16 protein-coding genes and 1 pseudogene are annotated in these 19,999 nt (G+C 55.7%); 10 read left to right on the forward strand and 7 right to left on the reverse strand.

Going from position 1 to position 19,999, the window contains the following annotated elements; all coding sequences use genetic code 11:
* Positions 1 to 50 precede the first annotated feature (50 nt).
* Together FS819_RS24885 and FS819_RS24890 are read left to right on the forward strand one after the other, a co-directional pair.
* Complete coding sequence (locus tag FS819_RS24885) at positions 51 to 1,283, forward strand: putative DNA modification/repair radical SAM protein (protein WP_156550181.1); 1,233 nt, start codon at positions 51 to 53, stop codon at positions 1,281 to 1,283.
* Entirely contained in the window at positions 1,280 to 2,758 is a 1,479-nt protein-coding gene (locus FS819_RS24890) for a UdgX family uracil-DNA binding protein (protein ID WP_156550182.1), read from the forward strand. The genes FS819_RS24885 and FS819_RS24890 overlap by 4 nt, the downstream gene beginning before the upstream one ends.
* Here FS819_RS24890 and FS819_RS24895 read toward each other — a convergent pair.
* Positions 2,758 to 3,161 (reverse strand): annotated as a pseudogene (locus tag FS819_RS24895) (IS6 family transposase); the annotation flags it as partial. The gene FS819_RS24890 and the pseudogene FS819_RS24895 overlap by 1 nt on opposite strands.
* A 323-nt stretch (positions 3,162 to 3,484) precedes the next feature.
* Here FS819_RS24895 and FS819_RS24900 point away from each other — a divergent pair.
* Together FS819_RS24900 and FS819_RS24905 are read left to right on the forward strand one after the other, a co-directional pair.
* Positions 3,485 to 3,940: an Lrp/AsnC family transcriptional regulator gene (locus FS819_RS24900; RefSeq protein WP_156550183.1), complete on the forward strand. Its 456-nt coding sequence runs from the start codon at positions 3,485 to 3,487 to the stop codon at positions 3,938 to 3,940.
* Positions 3,940 to 4,569 (forward strand): LysE family translocator, encoded by a 630-nt coding sequence (locus tag FS819_RS24905; RefSeq protein ID WP_156550184.1) that lies wholly within the window; start codon positions 3,940 to 3,942, stop codon positions 4,567 to 4,569. The genes FS819_RS24900 and FS819_RS24905 overlap by 1 nt, the downstream gene beginning before the upstream one ends.
* Before the next feature lie 146 nt (positions 4,570 to 4,715).
* Here FS819_RS24905 and FS819_RS24910 read toward each other — a convergent pair whose 3' ends face one another.
* The gene (locus tag FS819_RS24910; protein WP_156550185.1) at positions 4,716 to 5,792 is read right to left on the reverse strand and encodes a Gfo/Idh/MocA family protein; all 1,077 of its coding nucleotides are present in this window, start codon (positions 5,790 to 5,792) and stop codon (positions 4,716 to 4,718) included.
* 266 nt (positions 5,793 to 6,058) lie between these two features.
* On the opposite strand from FS819_RS24910, the gene FS819_RS24915 reads away from it, so the two are divergent.
* The gene (locus tag FS819_RS24915; protein ID WP_234624801.1) at positions 6,059 to 6,925 is read left to right on the forward strand and encodes a sugar phosphate isomerase/epimerase family protein; all 867 of its coding nucleotides are present in this window, start codon (positions 6,059 to 6,061) and stop codon (positions 6,923 to 6,925) included.
* Positions 6,926 to 6,971: 46 nt separating this feature from the next.
* Entirely contained in the window at positions 6,972 to 8,249 is a 1,278-nt protein-coding gene (locus FS819_RS24920; protein ID WP_234624800.1) for an ROK family protein, read from the forward strand.
* A 3-nt stretch (positions 8,250 to 8,252) separates the two neighbouring features.
* On the opposite strand, the gene FS819_RS24925 is transcribed toward FS819_RS24920, so the two are convergent.
* Genes FS819_RS24925 through FS819_RS24940 form a run of 4 tightly spaced genes read right to left on the reverse strand, consistent with a single transcriptional unit; the run spans position 8,253 to position 12,169 of the window.
* Positions 8,253 to 9,296, reverse strand: a complete 1,044-nt coding sequence (locus tag FS819_RS24925; protein ID WP_156550187.1) for an ABC transporter ATP-binding protein — start codon at positions 9,294 to 9,296, stop codon at positions 8,253 to 8,255.
* A 39-nt stretch (positions 9,297 to 9,335) separates the two neighbouring features.
* Complete coding sequence (locus FS819_RS24930) at positions 9,336 to 10,151, reverse strand: ABC transporter permease (RefSeq protein ID WP_156550188.1); 816 nt, start codon at positions 10,149 to 10,151, stop codon at positions 9,336 to 9,338.
* A 2-nt stretch (positions 10,152 to 10,153) separates the two neighbouring features.
* Positions 10,154 to 11,017: an ABC transporter permease gene (locus FS819_RS24935; protein WP_156550189.1), complete on the reverse strand. Its 864-nt coding sequence runs from the start codon at positions 11,015 to 11,017 to the stop codon at positions 10,154 to 10,156.
* Between the two features lie 9 nt (positions 11,018 to 11,026).
* Positions 11,027 to 12,169: an extracellular solute-binding protein gene (locus tag FS819_RS24940; protein WP_156550190.1), complete on the reverse strand. Its 1,143-nt coding sequence runs from the start codon at positions 12,167 to 12,169 to the stop codon at positions 11,027 to 11,029.
* Positions 12,170 to 12,598: 429 nt separating this feature from the next.
* Here FS819_RS24940 and FS819_RS24945 point away from each other — a divergent pair, with 429 nt between their 5' ends.
* The 3 genes from FS819_RS24945 to FS819_RS24955 all read left to right on the forward strand — a co-directional run bounded on the left by FS819_RS24945 (position 12,599) and on the right by FS819_RS24955 (position 17,837).
* Positions 12,599 to 15,685, forward strand: a complete 3,087-nt coding sequence (locus tag FS819_RS24945) for an alpha-mannosidase (protein ID WP_156550191.1) — start codon at positions 12,599 to 12,601, stop codon at positions 15,683 to 15,685.
* Positions 15,686 to 16,702: 1,017 nt separating this feature from the next.
* On the forward strand, positions 16,703 to 17,491 hold the full coding sequence (locus tag FS819_RS24950) for an intradiol ring-cleavage dioxygenase (RefSeq protein WP_156550242.1): 789 nt from the start codon (positions 16,703 to 16,705) through the stop codon (positions 17,489 to 17,491).
* Positions 17,492 to 17,504: 13 nt separating this feature from the next.
* Entirely contained in the window at positions 17,505 to 17,837 is a 333-nt protein-coding gene (locus FS819_RS24955; RefSeq protein WP_234624799.1) for a hypothetical protein, read from the forward strand.
* Between the two features lie 12 nt (positions 17,838 to 17,849).
* Here FS819_RS24955 and FS819_RS24960 read toward each other — a convergent pair whose 3' ends face one another.
* A complete protein-coding gene (locus FS819_RS24960; RefSeq protein WP_156550193.1) occupies positions 17,850 to 18,800 on the reverse strand; it encodes a LysR family transcriptional regulator in 951 nt (316 codons plus the stop codon).
* Between the two features lie 101 nt (positions 18,801 to 18,901).
* On the opposite strand from FS819_RS24960, the gene FS819_RS24965 reads away from it, so the two are divergent.
* Positions 18,902 to 19,975, forward strand: coding sequence for a maleylacetate reductase (locus tag FS819_RS24965; RefSeq protein WP_156550194.1), 1,074 nt, complete (start codon positions 18,902 to 18,904; stop codon positions 19,973 to 19,975).
* The last annotated feature ends 24 nt before the right edge of the window (positions 19,976 to 19,999 follow it).

Genomic DNA, 19,999 nt, shown 5'->3' on the forward strand with positions numbered 1-19,999 from the left:
AGACTGCGCAAATATTGACAGACACGATTAGAACATTTAGTGAACATTGTATGAAAAAGTCACTCAAAGAACGCCTCGCCATTCTGTCGGATGCCGCAAAATACGATGCGTCTTGCGCCTCCAGCGGAACGACAAAGCGGAACGCGGCAGCTGCGGGCGGGCTGGGATCGACGGAGGGCTCCGGGATCTGCCATGCCTATGCGCCAGACGGGCGATGCATTTCTCTTCTCAAAATCCTGATGACGAATTTCTGTATTTACGACTGTGCGTATTGTATCAACCGGTCGTCCAGCAACGTTGAGCGGGCGCGGTTTTCGGTTGAGGACGTCATCTGGCTGACACTCGAATTCTACCGCCGCAATTACATTGAGGGTCTCTTTCTGTCCTCTGGCATCATCCGCTCTTCCGATTACACAATGGAGGAGATGGTCCGCATCGCTCGCGAATTGCGCACGACACATAATTTCCATGGCTATATTCATCTCAAATCTATTCCCGAGGCATCGCCGCAACTGATTGAAGAGGCCGGGCTCTACGCCGATCGCCTTTCGATCAATATCGAATTGCCGACCGATGCGGGCATCGGGAAATTCGCCCCGGAAAAGCGGCCCGACAACATTCGTCAGTCGATGGGCAATTTGCGCTTGAAGATCGAAGAAATGGCCGACCCGACCCTACAGACCAAGCGGCGAAAGAGGTTCGCACCCGCCGGGCAAAGCACCCAGATGATCGTCGGCGCCGACGCTGCCGACGATGCGACCATCCTTGGCACCAGTGCGAGGCTCTATGGAAGCTATGGCTTGAAGCGTGTCTATTATTCCGCCTTCAGCCCGATCCCGGATTCGTCGAAAAACCTTCCGCTGATCAAGCCGCCGCTGATGCGGGAGCATCGACTGTATCAGGCAGACTGGCTCTATCGATTCTACGGGTTCGACATCGCAGAGATCACGGCGGCACGGCCAGACGGCATGCTCGATCTCGACCTCGATCCGAAACTGGCCTGGGCGCTTGGCCATCGGGATCGATTTCCAGTCGACATCAATCTCGCCGACAAGGAAGCGCTTCTGCGTGTGCCTGGCTTCGGCACAAAGACCGTCACATCCATTCTCTCAACACGGCGGTTCAAGCGGCTGCGGCTCGAGGATATCGGGCGTCTCGGCGTGTCCTTCAAAAAAGTCCAGCCGTTCATCATTGCTGAGGGTTGGACGCCGCATCGCTTGATCGATCGCGCCGACTTGCGGGCGATGTTCATGCCGAAGCCCGAACAATTATCGTTATTATGACTGAGACCTGCTTTCTCGAAGGTCGCGGTGATCTGTCTGAATGGCGCGAGGCCGCGCGACGATGCCTACAGGCCGGGATCGAACCAAAGGCAATCGACTGGCGGCTTATCGGTGATGAACAGGGCTTGTTTGGTGCTGATGCAAGCCAATCCAAAGAGGGCAGCACGCCAAGCCCGGCAGAACCCACAGGTGGAACGGCGCAGATGTCCGTCCCAGCAGCCTTCCTTCAGCTTGCAGAAGCCGTTGTGTGTCATTCCGATCCCGGCCGCTTCGCATTGCTGTATCGCCTTCTCTTTCGGTTGAGGCAGGAAAGGCAGCTTCTTGAGGTGAAGACGGATGCCGATGTGGCGCTGGCGTACCGGATGCAGAAGTCCGTGGGGCGCGATTATCATAAGATGACAGCCTTCCTGCGCTTCAAGGAAGTGCCATTGCCTGTTGGTGTTGCAGGCCGGCGGCGCTTTGTCGCCTGGTTTGAGCCTGACCACTTTATCGTTGCGCGCGTCGCGCCGTTTTTCCAACGTCGGTTCAATGACATGGATTGGATTATCCTGACGCCCCACGGGTCCGCGTCCTGGGATGGCCAGACACTTCTGACGTCGACCGAACCGGCGGTAAAGCCTGATATACGCGATGAAACCGACGATCTCTGGCGCATATATTATGCATCCATCTTCAATCCCGCCCGCTTGAAGGTGAAGATGATGATGACGGAGATGCCGAAGAAATATTGGAAGAACCTGCCGGAGGCAGAGCTTATTCCCGGCCTGATTGCCGGGGCGGAAGCCAAGCTGATGGATATGGCCCGTCGCCAAGCAAGCGAGCCGCTCCCTTTCCATCATCGCCTCCAGGACGCCGCCGCGCGTGTGCCCGCAGCGCCAGCGGCTGAAGCGGACACGATAGACGCGCTGCGCCAGGAAGCCCGACGCTGCAATCGATGTGATCTCTCCTGCCGGGCAACACAGACCGTGTTTGGCGAAGGGCCTGTCGATGCAGAGATCATGATCGTTGGAGAGCAGCCGGGGGACCAGGAGGATCTCGCAGGCAGGCCGTTCGTCGGACCGGCGGGCCGCGTGTTCGACGAGGCTCTGGCGCAGGTCGGCCTGGACCGGCAGGCGCTCTACGTCACCAACGCGGTGAAGCATTTCAAGTATGAGCCACGGGGAAAGCGCCGTATCCATCAGCGCCCGAATATCGCAGAGGTGCAGCACTGCAGGTGGTGGCTCACCAAAGAGATCGATATGGTGAAACCGAAACTGATTGTCGCCATGGGCGCGGTCGCGCTGTTTTCGCTCACCGATCGAAAGGACCGTTTGGAGGATGTCCGCAGCCGGCCAATTGTCATGGACGAAACGCGACATCTATTCGTCACCGTTCATCCCTCCTACCTGCTGCGTATTCCAGACGAGATCAAGAGAAACGAAGAACTCGCGCGCTTTCGAGACGACATAAGCCAGATCGGTAGACTTGTTGCATAAGGGGATCGCTTCTTTCCTCTGAGAAGTTTCCGCATCAGTCGTTTGGCGGCCTTGGTATTGCGGTGGCTCTGCACCGCCCGTCGATAACGAAGCCATCTTGATCGACAGCGCGCCACAGCCAGTGTTTCTTGGCGCCAATCGAGATGACGACCCTATCGAGCTGTCAGTTGTCGCCAAGCCGGTCGGCGGATCGTCTCCGGATATCGTTCGCAAAGTGACGGCCGAATTGCTCCACCCAGAGACGCACTGTCTGGTGCGAAACGATGATGCCATGCGCCGCCAGCAGATCTTCGACCATGCGCAGATTGGGTGGAAAATGAAGATAGAGCCACACGGCGTGGGCAATCACTTCAGCTGGAAACCGATGGCGACGATAAAGGCGTTCACGAGGGACTTGGGTCATACTGAAAGATCGCACAGGTCTACCGCCGACAGGTTAACTCTAGGGTGCCGACAGAACACATCGGATGTTGTTCAGCGGCATTACGCACGCTTCCTACCGCAGGACAAGGCGGCGCTTGCGGTGAAAATCCTCAATCAGGTTTAGGAAGCTGCATAGCGGGTCGGATGAATAGCTGATCCGCATCTGCCTGGACGTCTGTCATCTTCGCCTTGAACGGACACGAGCCGTCACCTGTGTTTGGCAGATTCCATAAATAATAAGGCGACCATAAGGAAGCCACATAATATCTTGTATTTGATAAAATTACGTGGTTTTATGCGGATATGGATATCATAGACCGCAAAATAATCAGTCTTCTTGCCGAAGACGCCCGCCGCTCGCTTGCCGATATAGGCAGTATCGTCGAGCTTTCCGCGTCGGCCGTGAACGAGCGCATCAGACGCCTGACCGCGAGTGGGGCGATCCGCCGTGTCACCGTTGATGCAGATCCATCCGCATTCGATTTGCCGGTGATCGCCTTCGTGTGGATCGCATTGGCGGCGGATGCGGACGAAGCCAGCTTTCGTACCTATGCAGCCTCTCAGTCCGCTATTGCGGAATGTCACCATGTAACCGGGCAATGGTCCTATCTGATCAAGGTTCATGTTGCGTCGCTGGTGGAAATCGAAGCCTTTCTGGCGGCAATGAAACAGAACAGATTCCTTGCACGTAGCGAGACAATCATCGCTCTCTCATCCGTGGTGCCAGGACCATTCATACCGAAGGGAAGTTTGGACTGATGGAACTGACACTCATTTTGAAAAGCATTGTGCTTGGTCTTGCTGTCGCAGCCCCGCTCGGCCCCATCGGCGCCTTGTGCATCAACCGGACCCTTGAACGTGGGTTCTGGGCCGGGGTGGCGGGCGGCTTTGGGACTGCTCTGGCGGATGCCGTCTACGCCAGTCTCGCAGCGCTTGGTTTTTCCGCTTTCGCGGCGACCCTCGCGACAATCGATACGCCGCTCAAAATCATCGGTGGACTTTTCATGGTGTGGCTCGGCTGGAAAAGCCTGAAGCCCAAACCTCTCGCGGACGCGGCCAAGGTTGGAGCGCGCGATCTTTTCGGTACCATCGCTGCAACCTTTTTCCTGACGATCACCAACCCCGTAACCATTCTGTCCTTTGCAGCAATTTTCGCGGGTCTTGGCCTTGCTGACGCATCGGGGGCGACAAATGCATTTTTCGTGGTCGCAGGCGTTTTCCTTGGCTCGTTGCTGTGGTGGTTCCTATTGAGTGGCGGCATTGCATTGGCGCAACAGCGCCTTCCCTCGAGTTTTGCCCGCTGGGTGTCCCGTTTGTCCGGACTGATATTGATCTCGTTCGGGCTTTTTGCCCTCGGTTCAATTGCTTGGGGCATGATTGCTCGATGAAGATGCACGACGTTAGCGATTGGTGTCCGTCAACACATTCACCGGAGCTGATGGTAAAGATAAGACGACTGAACTTTGATTGACACAGATGCGCGATCTGTCACCGTGCATTCCCGCGATTAGCGCGATACCAGGCGTTGCAATCATCAGTCCGTCTTGCGTGCCGCAGCGATAATGGCGGCAAACAGATCGAGATCAGCCATGGAATCCGATGGTGGCGTTCGGTTCTCGCCACCTTGCGTTACTGCCGCATAAAAGGCTCTCAGCTCGACATCAAATGGGTCTTGATAAAAGGGACCAAACCGGGTGAGGCTGTTATCGTGATCCGTGGAGTTCTGAACATCCAGCATCATCGGCAGATTGCGGATATAAGGGGTTGGATATTCAAAGGCCAGGCGATTGTAGCGGGAGTTGATCTCGAAACCGGCTTCAAAGCGCACGACATCGCCGATCATGCATTCATAAATTGCGGTAAAATGGCCGTAATCAAAGAGGGCTGTGATCTGGCTACCACCCTGCTTGATCTCGGCGGCAATCACACGCTTGGGACTGCCCAGCAGATCACGCATGGCCGAGAGGGAATGAGAGGACAGCCCTGTCAGGACTGAATACGCCGTCTGAAGTTCTGCGGATGCATTCGGGCCAAGCACGCTGTCCATCATCGCGCCGCGCAACTGGCGACTTTCCTCTATCAGGCTTGCCTCAATATCGCCGTTGGGTGTGACAACCGTATCTGTTTGGCGAAAATACCAGGGGCCTTCGCAGATGACGTCCCGGACACGAACATAGGTGATATCGGCAAAGGCCGGTAACCGCTTTTTCGCCTCCACAAACGCCGGTGCAAATCGGCGCATATAGCCAACCATGGCAACGCAATCCGTCTGCTCCATCACATCACTGAGTGCGGCGAGGTCTTCCATCGCCAAACAGCAGGGCTTTTCGATCAAAACATGCTTATGAGCCTTCAGGGCCGCACGCGCGTGGCGGCCATGGTATTGATCCGGGCTCATGATCAGAATTGCATCAATATCCGGTGACGCAATCATCGCATCGACACTGTCAAATACGCGCTCAATGCCCCACCGGGTCGAGATCGACCGAGCCACGCTGGGGGACGGATCGTAAGCGCCCGCAAGTGTGAACATTTCGGTCAGTCTTTGCAAAATCGGCAGATGGATCAACTGCGCCACTTCTCCAAGACCAACAAGACCAAGCTTCACCATAGGATTTCCCGCCTTCAACCAGCTTTCGAGATGCGATGGATAGTTCAGGTTACATTAAATACACAGCAATGATTATATCAAGAGATGTTTTGCGCAAAATGAGCTGTCTCGACACCAGATTCTGAAAGCGGAAATGGCTTACTGATTGAATTCGCTTTCTTTTGCCTGATTTCCAAGAAGATGGCATTTTTAACGCAATGCTCTTTTGCTTTCAAGCCAGATCAATTAAGGTGCCGCTGTAGATTTAATGATCGATGGAGTCGACTATGAAGCTTGCGACAGCGCCCGACGCCTGGGGCGTCTGGTATGCGGACGATCCGCGACAGACACCTTGGGAGCGCTATCTGGACGAGATGCGAGACTCCGGCTTCACGTCGACGGAGACCGGGCCTTGGGGCTATCTGCCCACTGATCCATCCCGTTTGACAGATGCTCTCGGCAGTCGTGGGTTGAGCGTATGCGGATCAGCGCTCGTGCATCTGCTTGCTCCCACGGACGCAATGGAAACCCTTCGACCCAGACTGGAGCAGACCTGCGGCCTGCTGAAGGCCATGAAGGCTGAGTGGGTGGTGCTGATGGATGATTCAGACCTGCCCCTCCCCGGCAAAAGCCGCGAGCTTTCCCCGCAGGACTGGGCATCGATGATCCGCAACGTCAAGGAAGCCGCGCATTATGTCACTGAAGAGCATGGACTATCCTTTGTTTTTCATCCGCATGTCGGCTCCGGCGTGGAAACGGAAGCCGAAGTCATTCGCCTGCTGGAAGAAACGCCAGAAGATAGCGTCGGCCTTTGCTTCGATTTTGGTCATCACGCCTATACGGGTGCCGATGCCGTGGCCTTTATGAAGCGCTATGCGGACCGTATTCCCTATTACCACTTCAAGAACGTTGATCCCGTTTTGCTGGCGCACATACGCCAAAACAACATCAACTTCATTGAGGGCTTCCAGTCGGGCGTTATGTGCGAACTCGACAAGGGCATGGTAGATTTTGTAGAGGTGAGGGATTTTCTTGCAACCCGTGGGTTTGATGGCTATGCCGTTTATGAACAGGATATGTATCCCTGCCCTCCGGAGAAGCCTTTTCCGATTGCTTGCCACAACCGACAGGTCTTGCGTGAGCTAGGGATTTAACATCCATACTGAGAGTGGCGTGCGACAATAGGACGAAGGAACAGCCGTGACACTTCTGGATCGGTTTGATGGAGGCTTTGCCCGCGACGGTGAGGACATCATTGCGGGCAGCCGGATTGAAGATGCCCGCATTCACAATCGTCGTCTGGTGTTTGAAACCATTTTTCAACGCGGCCCCATCAGCCGGGTGGAGATTTCAGCCATTGTCGGGCTGAAACCCCAAACCATTTCGTCCATCACCCGCGAACTGCTCGAGCAGGAATTGATTGTCGAAGCTGGGCGTTCCTCCGGTCTGCGCGGGCAGCCGCAAATCTATCTGGAGGCCAATGCCGAAGCGGGCTTTTCAATCGGTGTCCATCTCGATCGCAACCAGTGTCATATTCTGGTATTTGACCTGAAACGTCAGGAACGCGCCCGCAAATCAATGCGGTGCGATACGGCAGACCCAGACGTGACCGTGCGGATGCTGGCGCAAACCATAACAACATTGCTGCAAGACAATGCTTTGCCTGCAGAACGGATCTGGGGCCTTGGTCTGGTGTTGCCCACATTCGGCTCCGATGTCTATGATTTCGATTTTTCCATGCAGCATTGGGAGGCATGGCGCGATGCATCCTTTGCCGAAGACCTGCAACGCCTGACCGGATTTGCCGTATTGGTCGAGAATGACGGAACAGCGGCAGCCATTGGTGAGCGCCTTCATCGCCACGATGCACAGGAGGCGTCGTTTGCCTATTTCTACATCGGCCATGGCGCCGGTGCTGGGCTGATTATTGATGGCTATCCCTTCAAGGGTGTGGGCGGAAATGCGGGCGAAATCGGGCTGTTGCCAATCCTTGGCCTTGGCGCAAACCCGGTCTGGCCAGATAATCCCGGCAGCCCTGTTCCCAGTAACCCAGTTCAAGGTGGGGTTCTGTCGATTGGTGGGCTTGCTAGCGCCTGCGGTCTATCGGAGCTCTCCATGGACGAGCAGAGCATTTTGCAGCTGCTTGAGCGACGTGATCATCGTTTGATGGATTGGCTGGCGTCTGCGGCCAGTGTGCTGCGTGATGTCTGCGCGGTGATTGAAGTGATGTTCGATCCCGGCTTTATTGCCGTGGGCGGCGCCCTTCCCCGTGCGCTGGTAGAGCGGCTTGTGGATCGTGCCTATCCGCTGCGCCCCACGCCATCCGCTCGGCGTGACCGGGCCTTGCCACGGCTTTTGCCTGCAACGCTGATTGAGGATGCGGCGGTGACGGGGGCGGCGATGCTGCCGATTTTTGTCACCACCAGCCATAATTTCCGCCATCTCTATTTCCGGCAAATTCTCGCAGACGATAAGTAATCGTTATGCAGGCCCTGCATGATGCACCGCCTTGTTATCGCGAAACACCGTGTAGCGGGCCACCACAGGTGTGTAGAACACACCTTCTTTGATGTTGGCATCTTTCGGTGTTTGAACTTTCCAGACGGTGCCATCCTGCGCTTGCGCCTCGATCTTGAGGAAAGAGCCGTAATTGACAATGCGCCGCACGCACGCGCCTTGGCCGTCATCTGATGGCAAAAGGACAATATCCTCAGGACGCACAGTTAACAGCGCCTCGCCCGCCCCTATCGGCGCATCAATAACAACGCCACCCAGATGCGCGCGACCTTGGTTGATCTGCATGACCTGAGAATTCATGTCGCCAATGAAGCTGGCAACGAAGGGCGAATTGGGCGTTGAGTAAATCTCACGCGGCGTGCCCACCTGCTCAATTCTCCCCATGCTCATCACCACAATCCGGTCGGCAACAGAGAGCGCTTCATCCTGACCATGGGTGACAAACACGGTGGTAATGCCGAGTTTCTTCTGGATTTGCCGCACCTCTTCGCGCAATCGGTCGCGCAGGTGTTGATCAAGGCTGGCAAAAGGCTCATCCATCAGCAAGATTTTCGGCTCCAGCACCACGCAGCGGGCAATGGCAACACGCTGGCGCTGGCCACCGGACAGGTGTGCCGGGAGGCGCTTGCCATAATCCGCCAGTCCCACCATGGCCAAGGCATCGGAGACCTTGCGGGCAATCTCGGCCTTGGGCAGTCCGCGCAGCGTCAGGCCAAAGGCAATGTTTTCAAACACGGTCATGTGCTGCCACAGGGCGTGGCTTTGGAAGACCATGGCGGTTGGGCGTTTTTCCGGCGGTGTGCGCGCAACATCAACGCCATCAATCAGCACCTTGCCGCCGGATGGCGTCTCGAACCCGCCAATAATGCGCAGCAATGTTGATTTTCCCGAGCCGGATGGGCCGAGAAGGCAAACCAGTTCACCGTCATCAATCGTGAGCGACAAAGGCTCAATCGCCGTGACGATGGAATAGTTTTTCGAGACGTTTTCGAGGGCGAGTGTGGACATGCGTTCAGCGTCTTTCTCGAAAATAGGTTTGAATCATCATCATCCGCCCAGTCCCTTGGCAAAAGCCTCGCCGCCAATCACCCGCCGCGCCATCAGGATGGCGGCCAGAGACGGCACCCAGAGCATGACCGACAGCACAGCCCCATATTGCACCACCAACTGGTTGTTGATCATCGACATCATCAACAGCGGCATGGTGCGAATGCGCGGTGCACCCACCAGCCACGCGCCTTCCGTCTCATAAAAGGTCCAAACGAAGGTCATCAGCAAGGCGGCAGCAATGGTGGGAAAGGCCTGCGGCAGGGTGATGTGGCGAAACACCTGCCAGCGGTTTGCACCGACATCGCGGGCGGCTTCTTCCATATCCCGACTGACGGCTCTGAACGCGGCGGTTGGCAACCAGATCATCAACAGCAACGTGTTCAGCAACTGGATAATCACCACACCGGTAAAGGTGCCCACCAGATTGAAGGATAAAAACAGCACCGCGATGGAGATAATTAAAGCAAAGCGCGGAAAGGCATTGGCCATCAAAAACGATAGCATGAACACGGATTTTCCTGGAAAATCCATGCGGGCGAAAGCATAGGCCGCAGGCAGGCAGATGATAGCAGACAGCAATGTCACGGTCAGCGACAGCTCAATCGATGTCCAAAGGGCCGCCCAGACATCGGGGCGGGCCAAGACCGCAGACCAGAAGCGAAAGCCCCATTTGGTGGGCAGAACGGAGGGATAAAACCATTGTTCGGCAAAGGCCCAGAGAAAGACTGTCAGCACCGGCAGAACGATAAAGACAATCAGAAACAGCAGAATGATCAAGCCAAAGACATCATGGCGACGACTCGATAGGATCATCATCACTCTCCATCTTGGGGCTTGCGGGCAATCGAGCGGACATAGGCAATGCCGGCAAGAGAGCAGATGAGAAAGGTGATGGTCGCCTGTGTTGAGGCTTGCAGCGGATCACGGACGCTTGCAAATGTGCGCAGCATGAACGGTCCCATCATCTCCGGGCTTGTAGGCCCCAGCATAAAGGGCATAAGGGCCTGACCAAAAAAGCCCAGAAAATTTAAAGCTGATACGATCAGCAGGGAATGCATGATCTGCGGAATGATGATGCGGACCAGAATCCGCAGCCGCCCCGCCCCCACATCACGGGCCGCTTCAATCGAAGCGTCCGATATGCCGGAAAGCCCGGAAATCAGGATCAGCAACGTTAAAGGCATGCCATCCCAAAGCAGGCCGATCACCGGCCCCCAGGGTGTCAGATAGGGCGATGCATAATGATGAAAACCGATCAAGGATAGCAGGCTTTGCAGCCAGCCATTTGGTCCCAGATAGCGGATCAGCGCGTAGCAGATGATAATGCCGGGAACAAACATGGGAAACAGCGCCAAGCCTTGAATGAGGCTGGCCAGCGGGCCACGAGTAAAGCGCATGTAGAGTGCAATCGGCAGATTTATGGCAATCAGCAACGCAAGGCTGACGAAGGTGGTCCAGAGCGTTATGCCAAGATTGGCAAGGCTATACGCATCCGTGAAGAAGAAAACATAGCTGTCAAAATTCAGCGCATGGACACCATCACGGCCTTCACGCCAGAAGGTGCTGACAATGGTCAGCGCCGCTGGATAGAACAGAAAAATAACGATGGACAGAACCGGAATGGCCACAAAGGCCAATCCGGTCCAGCGCGATCCTTCCGAGAGGCCGTGCGTTTGCATCACTATGCCTCAGCGTTTGATGTTCGATGCGACGTTACGATACCAGCCCTCAAACAGTGCAGGCTCCCATGTGCCGGGGAAAAGCGGAATGGACTTGGGCGCGACCTTTGCGAATTTATCCTGAAGTTCCTTGGACATGAACTCCCACTTGATACCGGGGAAGCCGCCGAGATCGGTCACAACATGGTTCTGAATGTCCGGTGTGATCAGGTAATCGGCAAGCTTGAGCACCATATCCTTGTTGGCCGCCACGGTTGGCACGACAATGCCGGAAAAGCCGCCGGTAAACGCCAGATCCTGCAACTGCGCAACAGCAGTGGTTGGGGGCACAACGCCCTGGCTCATCGCCTGCAAGGCCATGTCTGACCAAGCAACGGTCATGGAAACAGCGCCGCTGGCCAGCATCTGGATGGAGGCTGTGTTGCCGGATGTGTATTCACCGCCATTGAACATCGATGGCTGAATGTCCTTGAGCAGAGGCCAGAGCTTGGAAAACAGCGGATCGGCATAGGCCGGGGTAAAATTGTCCGGCAGGAACAGGTCGGGGTTCAGGCCAGTGACTTCCTGAAGCGCACGCTCGATAAAGCAGGCACCGGAATCGCCAAGATCAGGACGGGCATAGGCAAACTGGCCGGGATTGGCCTTGATCCAGGCCACAAGTTCCTTGAATGTGGTCGGGACGGTTTTGACCTTGTCGGAATTATACATCATCACGACTTGCGAGCCGCGATAGGGCAAAAGCGCCGGGCTTTGCACCACGACCGGGTTGACCTTATCGTAATTGGACAGGCCAGCCTTGGAAAAATCCACCCAGAGACCCGCTTCCAGCGACCCCGTAGGATAAAACGGTGTCACGGCCTCCAGCATATCGACTTGCGGGTCTTTCTTGGCCTTGAAAGCTGCCATGGCGCGATCAGCCAAAGAATTCATCGCCGAACCGCCACCGCCCGGAACAAGATTGAGCGTAACCCCGGAATTGGCCGCCTCAAAACCCGGCTTGATCACCTGGGTCCAAAAATCAATGACATTGGTATCGCTGTTGAAGAATATGTCGAGAACGCCGGGGACCGCAAAGGCGGGCCTTGCACCAGCCACGGCCAGACCAACACCCGTCGCAGAATATTTCAGGAATTCACGTCGTTGCATGCGCATTGACACCTCCATCGGCAAGTCGGACAGGCGACTGCCATTTGTTTGGCCAAGGATAAGGCCAGGTTCCCACTCCAGGTTGGCGACCGCGCTTTGCATGCATCTATATCCGCCAATATTTAAATTCTTAGCACGAATTATATCGTTCCTGTCAAGCATACAATTCAGCGAGTGATGGTTTTCACACTGCATCACGACCAATTTTATGTCGTCCGGATGTCACTTGAAGTGGCGTCTCGCAAGACCGTCAATCTAGTGCAGTGCGAAGTGAAATCCAATATTATTGAGAGATATTGGTCGATTTCACGCGGAAATTCGTTATTATCATGCCAATTGCGGCGAAAGAATCGCGAGCCGATTTTTCAAAAATATTATATCATCAACGATGATTAAATGCTGCAGTGCCAAACAAAGCCAACCCGGGAGATTCCCATGCGTGCCTATCGAGACCGCCAGCGTAGCCTTGAACAGCTCTCGCGTCACATCGAAGTCTGGGCCGATGAGCTGGAGGCTTATGAGCTGCACGAGCGCATGCCACTTAGTGCTTTTCTTGCCAGCACGCCGGACGGGCTGACGACGCGCATGGGCGTTGGTGATGTCTGGCCAAATCGCCATGGCATTCACACGTTTCTGCTGGAAGACGCAATTGTGGTACCGGAAGGCCCAGATGTGGAGCTGCGGCTTGATTTTGGTGGTGAAAGCCTTGTGCGCCTGATTGGTCTGGATGGCGAAATTCTTGAGAGTTTTGCGGCCAACCCCTGTCATCGCAGGTTTGACGTGCCACGCGGCATTCCCTTCAAAATCAAAGCGGAATCCGCCGCGCGCAGTCTGTTTGGTGTGCCCAATCGCAACCCCATGCTCTCTATGGCCGAGATTTATGGGTATTATCCCGAAATTCGCGCCTTGCGCCGTCGCCTGCTGATTTTGCGCAACACCGCCGATACAGTGAAGGACAAGGAGCTTGCCCGCACGCTCTATGAAGCGGCGGAAATTGCCCTTTCAGGCTTGCGGCTGCCAACAGCAACGAAGGATGTCGGACCGCGTCTGGCCAGCCGCACCTGGGCGCGTGATATATGGGAGCGCAGTTTTGAGCCCACCGACGCCCCGCAAGCCCTGACACAGGAAGCCCTTGCTTCTGTTGAGACGGCAACCGTCAAGCTTGATGCCATGCTGACCGAGCTTCGAAACACCTACCCGAAACAGGGACGTGTGCTGGTGACCGGTCACGCCCATATTGATTATGCCTGGCTTTGGCCGCAGCCGGAAACGGTGCGAAAGATCGTGAGAACCTTCAATAGCGTCAACGCATTGCTGAAGCGCCACGATGATTTTCGTTTTCTACAATCGTCCTCCCTTTACTATCAGCATGTTGAGCAAGAAGACCCGGCGCTGTTTGAAGAGATCAAGCAGCGCGTGTCGGAAGGCCGTTGGGAAGTCATCGGCGGCATGCTGGTGGAGTGTGATACCAACATGCCCTCGGCAGAAGCGTTTTTGCGGCAGTTTCTGCATGGGCAGCGCTATTTTCAAAAACACTTCGGCATCACCAGCCGCACGGCGTGGCTGCCCGATACGTTTGGCTTTACCGCCGCCATGCCGCAGATCATGCGGCACGCGGGCATCGACACATTGGTGACAATCAAAGTGTCATGGAATGAGACCAACAGCCTGCCGGATAATCTTTTCCGCTGGCAGGGCAATGATGGCTCGCGAGTGTTGGTTCACACCTTCGACGCCTATGACAATGACGGCTACAATATGCTGATGACACCCGCTGCCCTTTGTGAAGTATGGGGCAAGCATGCCGCCAAGGATATGACGGACACCGTCATTGCCTCCTACGGCTGGGGCGATGGTGGCGGCGGGCCGGACCCGGATCAGATCGAAACCCTGCCGCTTCTCAATCTGATGCCTGCCATTCCAACCGTCGAACATGGAGCCATAGAGCCGCATATTCAGGCCTTGGCGAAGGATCTTGAAGCGGCAGCCCTGCCCATCTGGCGTGGCGAGCTTTATCTGGAATACCACCGGGCAACATTGACCACGCAGGCGCGCACCAAGCAACTGAACAGACAGGCGGAAGCCGCTCTGGTGGCTGCGGAAGCCATCTCCGTTCTGGATGCATTGGAGGGCGGAGCGCCTGCCGTGAACAACCTCAAACCGCAATGGGAATTGCTGCTTCGAAACCAGTTTCACGACATTTTGCCGGGTTCGTCCATCCGCGAGGTCTATCAGCAAACCGAGCCGGAGCTGGAAGGCGTAATCCATGACGCCACAACGCTGATCCAGACCCGCCTGCAAGCCATTGCGGCACGCTATAGCGGTGATCTTGACGGATTGCTGGTGGCCAATCTGTCAGGCTCCGGAAAAACCGCATTCCAGATTGAAAGCGCAAGCCCCCTGCCCGCCGCCTTGCAAGCTCAGAAGCTGAACGGGCACTATGTTGCCGCCATTGAGCGTGACCTGAAGCCACTCAGTCTCGGTTTTGTCAGAAGTTCAAGCCAGCGCCGTGTAACAACGGACGGCAAAACCATGGAAAATGATTTTGTCCGGCTGACGCTGGATGGAGCAGGCCGGATGGTCAGCCTGATTGATAAGAGATCAGACCGCGAGTTGATGGACGGCCCCGGCAATCAACTGCTGCTGTATCGCAATGATCTGCCCCGCAATTTTGACGCCTGGGATATTGAACCCGGCTTTGAGCTTGGTGAAGAGGAATGGCTGTCGCTTGAAACGCTGGAGGTGACGGCCAATGGCCCGCATCTGGCGGAAATCACCATCACCAGACGCTTTTCAGCCAGTACGATCCGGCAAAAAATCCGGCTGTGGTCCAACAGTCCACGAGTGGAATTTGTCACTGATCTGGATTGGCACGACCGGCGCACCTATCTGCGCGCCGCCTTCCCCGTAACCGTGCTTGCAGAGGATGCGGTGTTCGATCAGGCTATTGGCATTACCCGGAGGCCTACGCATGACAATACCAGCTGGCAGAAAGCCCAGTTCGAATCCTGCGGCCATCGCTTTGTGTCACTCTCGGAAACAGACTGGGGTGCGGCCCTGCTCTCGGCTGACAAATATGGCTTTTCTGCCAAGGGTAACCGGCTGACCTTAAGCCTTGTTCGTGGCCCAATGTTTCCCGATATGCTGGCCGACGAGGGCAGTCACCATTTCGTTTACGCCCTTTTGCCGCATGATGGCCGCTGGTGGAGCGAAGAGGTTCAGGCGGAGGCTGATCTCGTCAATGCGGGCCTGCATTTCACGCCAGCCACTATCGCTGAAAACTACGATATCGCGCCCATAGGTTTTTCCGGCCAAAGTGTCCGCGTGCATGCCCTCAAGCCTGCGGAGGATGGGGAAGGCCATGTCCTGCGCCTGTCGGAGTCAGCCGGTCGTCGCGGGGTGTTTCGTTTGACACTGCCAGACGGCCGCAAACCAACTCAAATCAACGCCATCGAGGTGCCGCTTGATGACCTGGATGATCCCTTAAGCCGTCCTTTCGGTCTCGCAAGCTTCCTCTTTTGAAGATGAGAGAACTGTAAGCTGGACATGCGGCAAAGAGCTGGTTGATCTTGCGTCATTCTCGCAGAAACCCCGCAAAGGCTTCAGGAAATTAGCTCTTTGGCCAGGCAGCTGATACACCTTTGCTTATGGGCTACCCGCAAACCCGTCTTTGAGATAGCGGCCTGAAATAGGAGAGCTTGTATTGGGGTGGAAAACATCGAAGATCGAATATGTAAACGGATATAAGATTGTGGAGGTCGATGGGCCGTCGTTCAAAGTCTTTAAGGGCGACCAACAGCTCGGGGATGATTTCCCCTATTCCGGTGAAGCTGCTGCTCACGCGAGGTCCTTGCCAAAACTGAATAATTCACAGGGTTAAGCACAAGAGACGCGAGAATTTTCGCATCAGGTGGCAATTTCCCTATGTCCTATTTTGATTTCCCGAGATCTCCGTAGGTCTGATCTTCAGAGATCTCGGTTCAGAGTGTGTGCCATCGCAGTTTATTGATTGCGGAAATAGAAGTGATGGCTGCGATCTCGACCAATTGCCGAGAAGAAGGTGCCAGTGCATCGTGAGTATCGTGTCGCGATGCGTCTTCAGTCTTTGATCCTTAGCTTGCGTGGTGGGATGCAGGGGGCATTCCTTTGTCTTGCAGCGCGTTGCGAAAAGAAAACACGGCAGAATTCAGAACATCTGAATCAATAGTCCTGAGCCTGGCGAGATTCCCCTCCATTTCGGTATCGACCACCAACCGCTTCTTTGTTTTGATATCTCTTGATGGCGATGCATTCGCTACGCGAGCAGGAGCGCCTCTCCAAACTTTTTGCATGACCTAATGTTATATTATTTGCGCATGAAACAATCTAATTACCGATGAAACGCGCATATCATCGATACATTGCATGGGTTTGGCTGTCTGGAGGAGGCCCCCGCGCGCCCGTTGTCGGAAAAAGGAAACGGGGAGTGTTGGTTACCAAAAGGAGATTGCCGTGAAATACTTCGTGGAGGAGGATTCGGTGGCTATCGTGAATGCCCGGATGGGTAACGATACGAATCCGAGATTGGCTGAAATCATGTCGGCGCTGGTCAAGCATCTGCATGCCTTCGTCAAGGAAACCCGGTTGACGTCTGAGGAGTGGGAGATTGCCATTGGCTTTCTGACCAAAACCGGCCAGATCTGTACGCAAGAGCGGCAGGAATTTATTTTGCTGTCCGATGTGCTGGGCTGCTCCATGCTGGTGGATGCCGTCACCAATCGCCGTCCGAAAGGTGCTACGGAAAGCACGGTGCTTGGCCCATTCCATGTCGAGAATGCCCCTATTCGCGACCATGGTGCCGTGATCAGTCTGGATGGCAAGGGTGAGAGCTGCCTGTTCGAAGGCCGTATTCTCGACCTTGATCACCAACCGATTGAGGGGGCCTGTGTTGATGTCTGGTCGGATAACGCCGATGGCTTCTATGACGTCCAGCAGCCCGATATCCAACCGAAATGGAACAATCGCGGTCGCTTCATCACAGGAGCCGATGGCCGCTACAGTTTTGTCGGCATCCGGCCAGTGAGTTACCCGATCCCGGATGATGGGCCAGTTGGCGGACTGCTTGAGCAGCTCGGCCGTCACCCTTGGCGGCCCGCGCATATGCATTACATGATCAGCGCACCCGGCTTTCGCAAGCTGGTCACCCATACTTTTGTCGGCGGCGATGAATATCTTTCCTCCGATGCGGTGTTCGGGGTGAAGGAAACGCTCGTTGCCCCTTACGAGCGACTTCAGGATGCTGAAACCCTATGGCGATCACCTTTTGACTTCGTCCTAACACCTGAATGAAAGCGAGGCGGCGGTGCCGAACCTGAAGATATACGTCGACGAAACCATTTTCGAGGCATCCCGCGCCAGTCTTCACGAGGCGCTGCCGAGGATCCGGGATCTGCTGTGCGAGGCTTTTCAGGTCTTGCCATCGGCCTGCCAGCTGGCCGTCATCCCGGTTGTTGGATTGCCAGACCAGCCTCAACTCAATATCGAACTGCTGATCCTGCCGCACGCCCAGCGCACCGGCGCTGTTATTCGGGCAGCAGCCGAAAAACTGCGTGATTTGCTGAGCGCTGTCACAGGCACACATGGGGCGGTGCGCATCGCCCAACTGGAGCCTGCAACCTATGTTGCCTTAAAATAGCAGCACACGCGCTTAGCCGCGACGGCGCGTTACTTGTTGCTCATGCTCCATGCGGGTGCTGAGATGTTTGAACTTTTCGGTCACAAACGCGACAAACCGCTCCAGTGCTGGCGGCGGCATTCGCTCCGTGGCTGTCAGCAATCCCAACTGGCGATCAGGATGCTCAATGCGCAGCGGCAGCGCCTGGAGAGGGATGACACGCTGGTGGGTAAAGACAACCGAATAGGGCAGGACCGTCAGAGAATCCGACCCCAAAACGACGCTGAAAATCGAAGCCAGCGTTCCACCTGAAAAACTCACTTTGAAATCATCAAGCCCGATTGATTTTAAAGATCGTTGCAAATCACGAAACAGCGGGCTGTCGGGCGGTGGCGCAATCCAGGAATAGGGTTCGATATCAGCCAGCGTGATCGCACCACGCCGCGCCAATGGGTGTGTAGCACTGCCAACAATAACGTTGCGGCCAGCCAGTAAGGGTGTGAACTGCATATCAGACGGGATCATATTGGCGTGCATCGGAAGGATAGCGAGATCAAGCGCGCCGCTGCGCAGACCGGCAGAAAGATCCTCGAAATAGCCATAGGTCTGGGTGATTTGCACATCGGAGTGGCGGCTTTGAAATTCCGCCACCATACCAGCAACCACGCCATCGAAGAAAATTGGCGTTCCGCCCAGACGCAATCGGCCCGCCTGCCCCTGACGATAGCGCTGCACCAGACGACTGGCCTCAAGGTTTTGAGTTCTGATTTTGGCACCAAGCCGCGCCAGTTGATTGCCAAGCTCCGTCGGGCGCAAAGGTCGACGCCCGGCCTCAAACAGCGGCGTGCCAATCCGCTCCTCCAACAGCGCCATGGTGCGCGACACCGATGGCTGCGATTTACCAAGCGCTTCAGCGCCCTCCGTCAGTCCGCCCTTTTCGACGATGACCGCCAGGATTTCGAGATGCTCACTGTCTATCTTCATAACAAAAGATTATATTATATCGTCATCTTCCGATCAATATCCGTCCATGACTAACCTATTGTCATTTTCATAGGAGCCAGACGGCCGGCAGGAGGAGCCCCATGTCATATTTCCGCGAAGAGTTTGCCTCAACCTGGCCTGCGTTGCGTGTGCGTTTTGGCGTTGGCGTGCGTAACGATCTGGTCGCAGAGATTGCACGGTTGGAATGCCATCGCGCTCTGATCCTGACAACGCCGGAGCAGGCACATGTCGCGGAAGAGTTTGCGGCCCTGTGTGGCGACCACGCCGCAGGCATTTTTACCCGTGCCCGGATGCACACACCCGTGGACATCTCAGAGGAAGCAACGGCTTATGCACGCGACATTGGTGCCGATTGTCTGGTCGCCATTGGTGGCGGCTCCACAACAGGCCTTGGCAAGGCCATTGCTTTGCGCAGTGATCTGCCACAAATCGTTGTTCCAACCACCTACGCGGGCAGCGAGGCAACCGCGATCCTTGGCCAGACGGAAAATGGCGTCAAAACCACATTGACCAGCCCCAAGGTTCAGCCCGAAGTTATTCTCTATGATGCCGAACTGGTCCGCAGCCTGCCTGTTGGCATGACCGTAACCAGCGCGTTGAATGCGATGGCCCATGCTGTTGAAGGCCTTTATGCGCAAAACCGCACCCCCTTGACCACGCTGATGGCGCTTGAAGGGTTGCGTGCCTTTCGCGATGCCCTGCCCCGCGTTCTGGAAGATCCGAATGATCTCAAGGCGCGTGGTGAAACGCTCTATGGCGCATGGTTGTGCGGAACGGTGCTGGGTCAGGTGGGCATGGCGTTGCATCACAAGCTATGCCACACGCTGGGTGGTAGCTTTGATTTGCCCCATGCTGAAACGCATGCCGTGATCTTGCCGCATGCAATCGCCTACAACAGCGTTGCTGCGCAGGATGAATTGCGCCCATTGGCTGAGCTTTTCGGGGGGCAAGAACCAGGAGCCGCACTTTATGACTTTGCCCGCACATCGCACGCACCGATGGCGCTGAAAGACCTTGGATTGAAGGAGAGCGACCTTGATCGGGCAGCCGATCTTGCGGCGCAAAATCCATACTGGAATCCGCGCCCTGTGGAGCGGGGCGCGATAAGGCGGCTTTTACAAGCGGCATGGACCGGAGAGCCGCCGGTCGCCTGACATCGTTGAAGAGGGAGGAAATTT

The organism is Allorhizobium sp. Av2, assembly GCF_021462805.2.
Taxonomy (GTDB): domain Bacteria; phylum Pseudomonadota; class Alphaproteobacteria; order Rhizobiales; family Rhizobiaceae; genus Allorhizobium; species Allorhizobium vitis_G.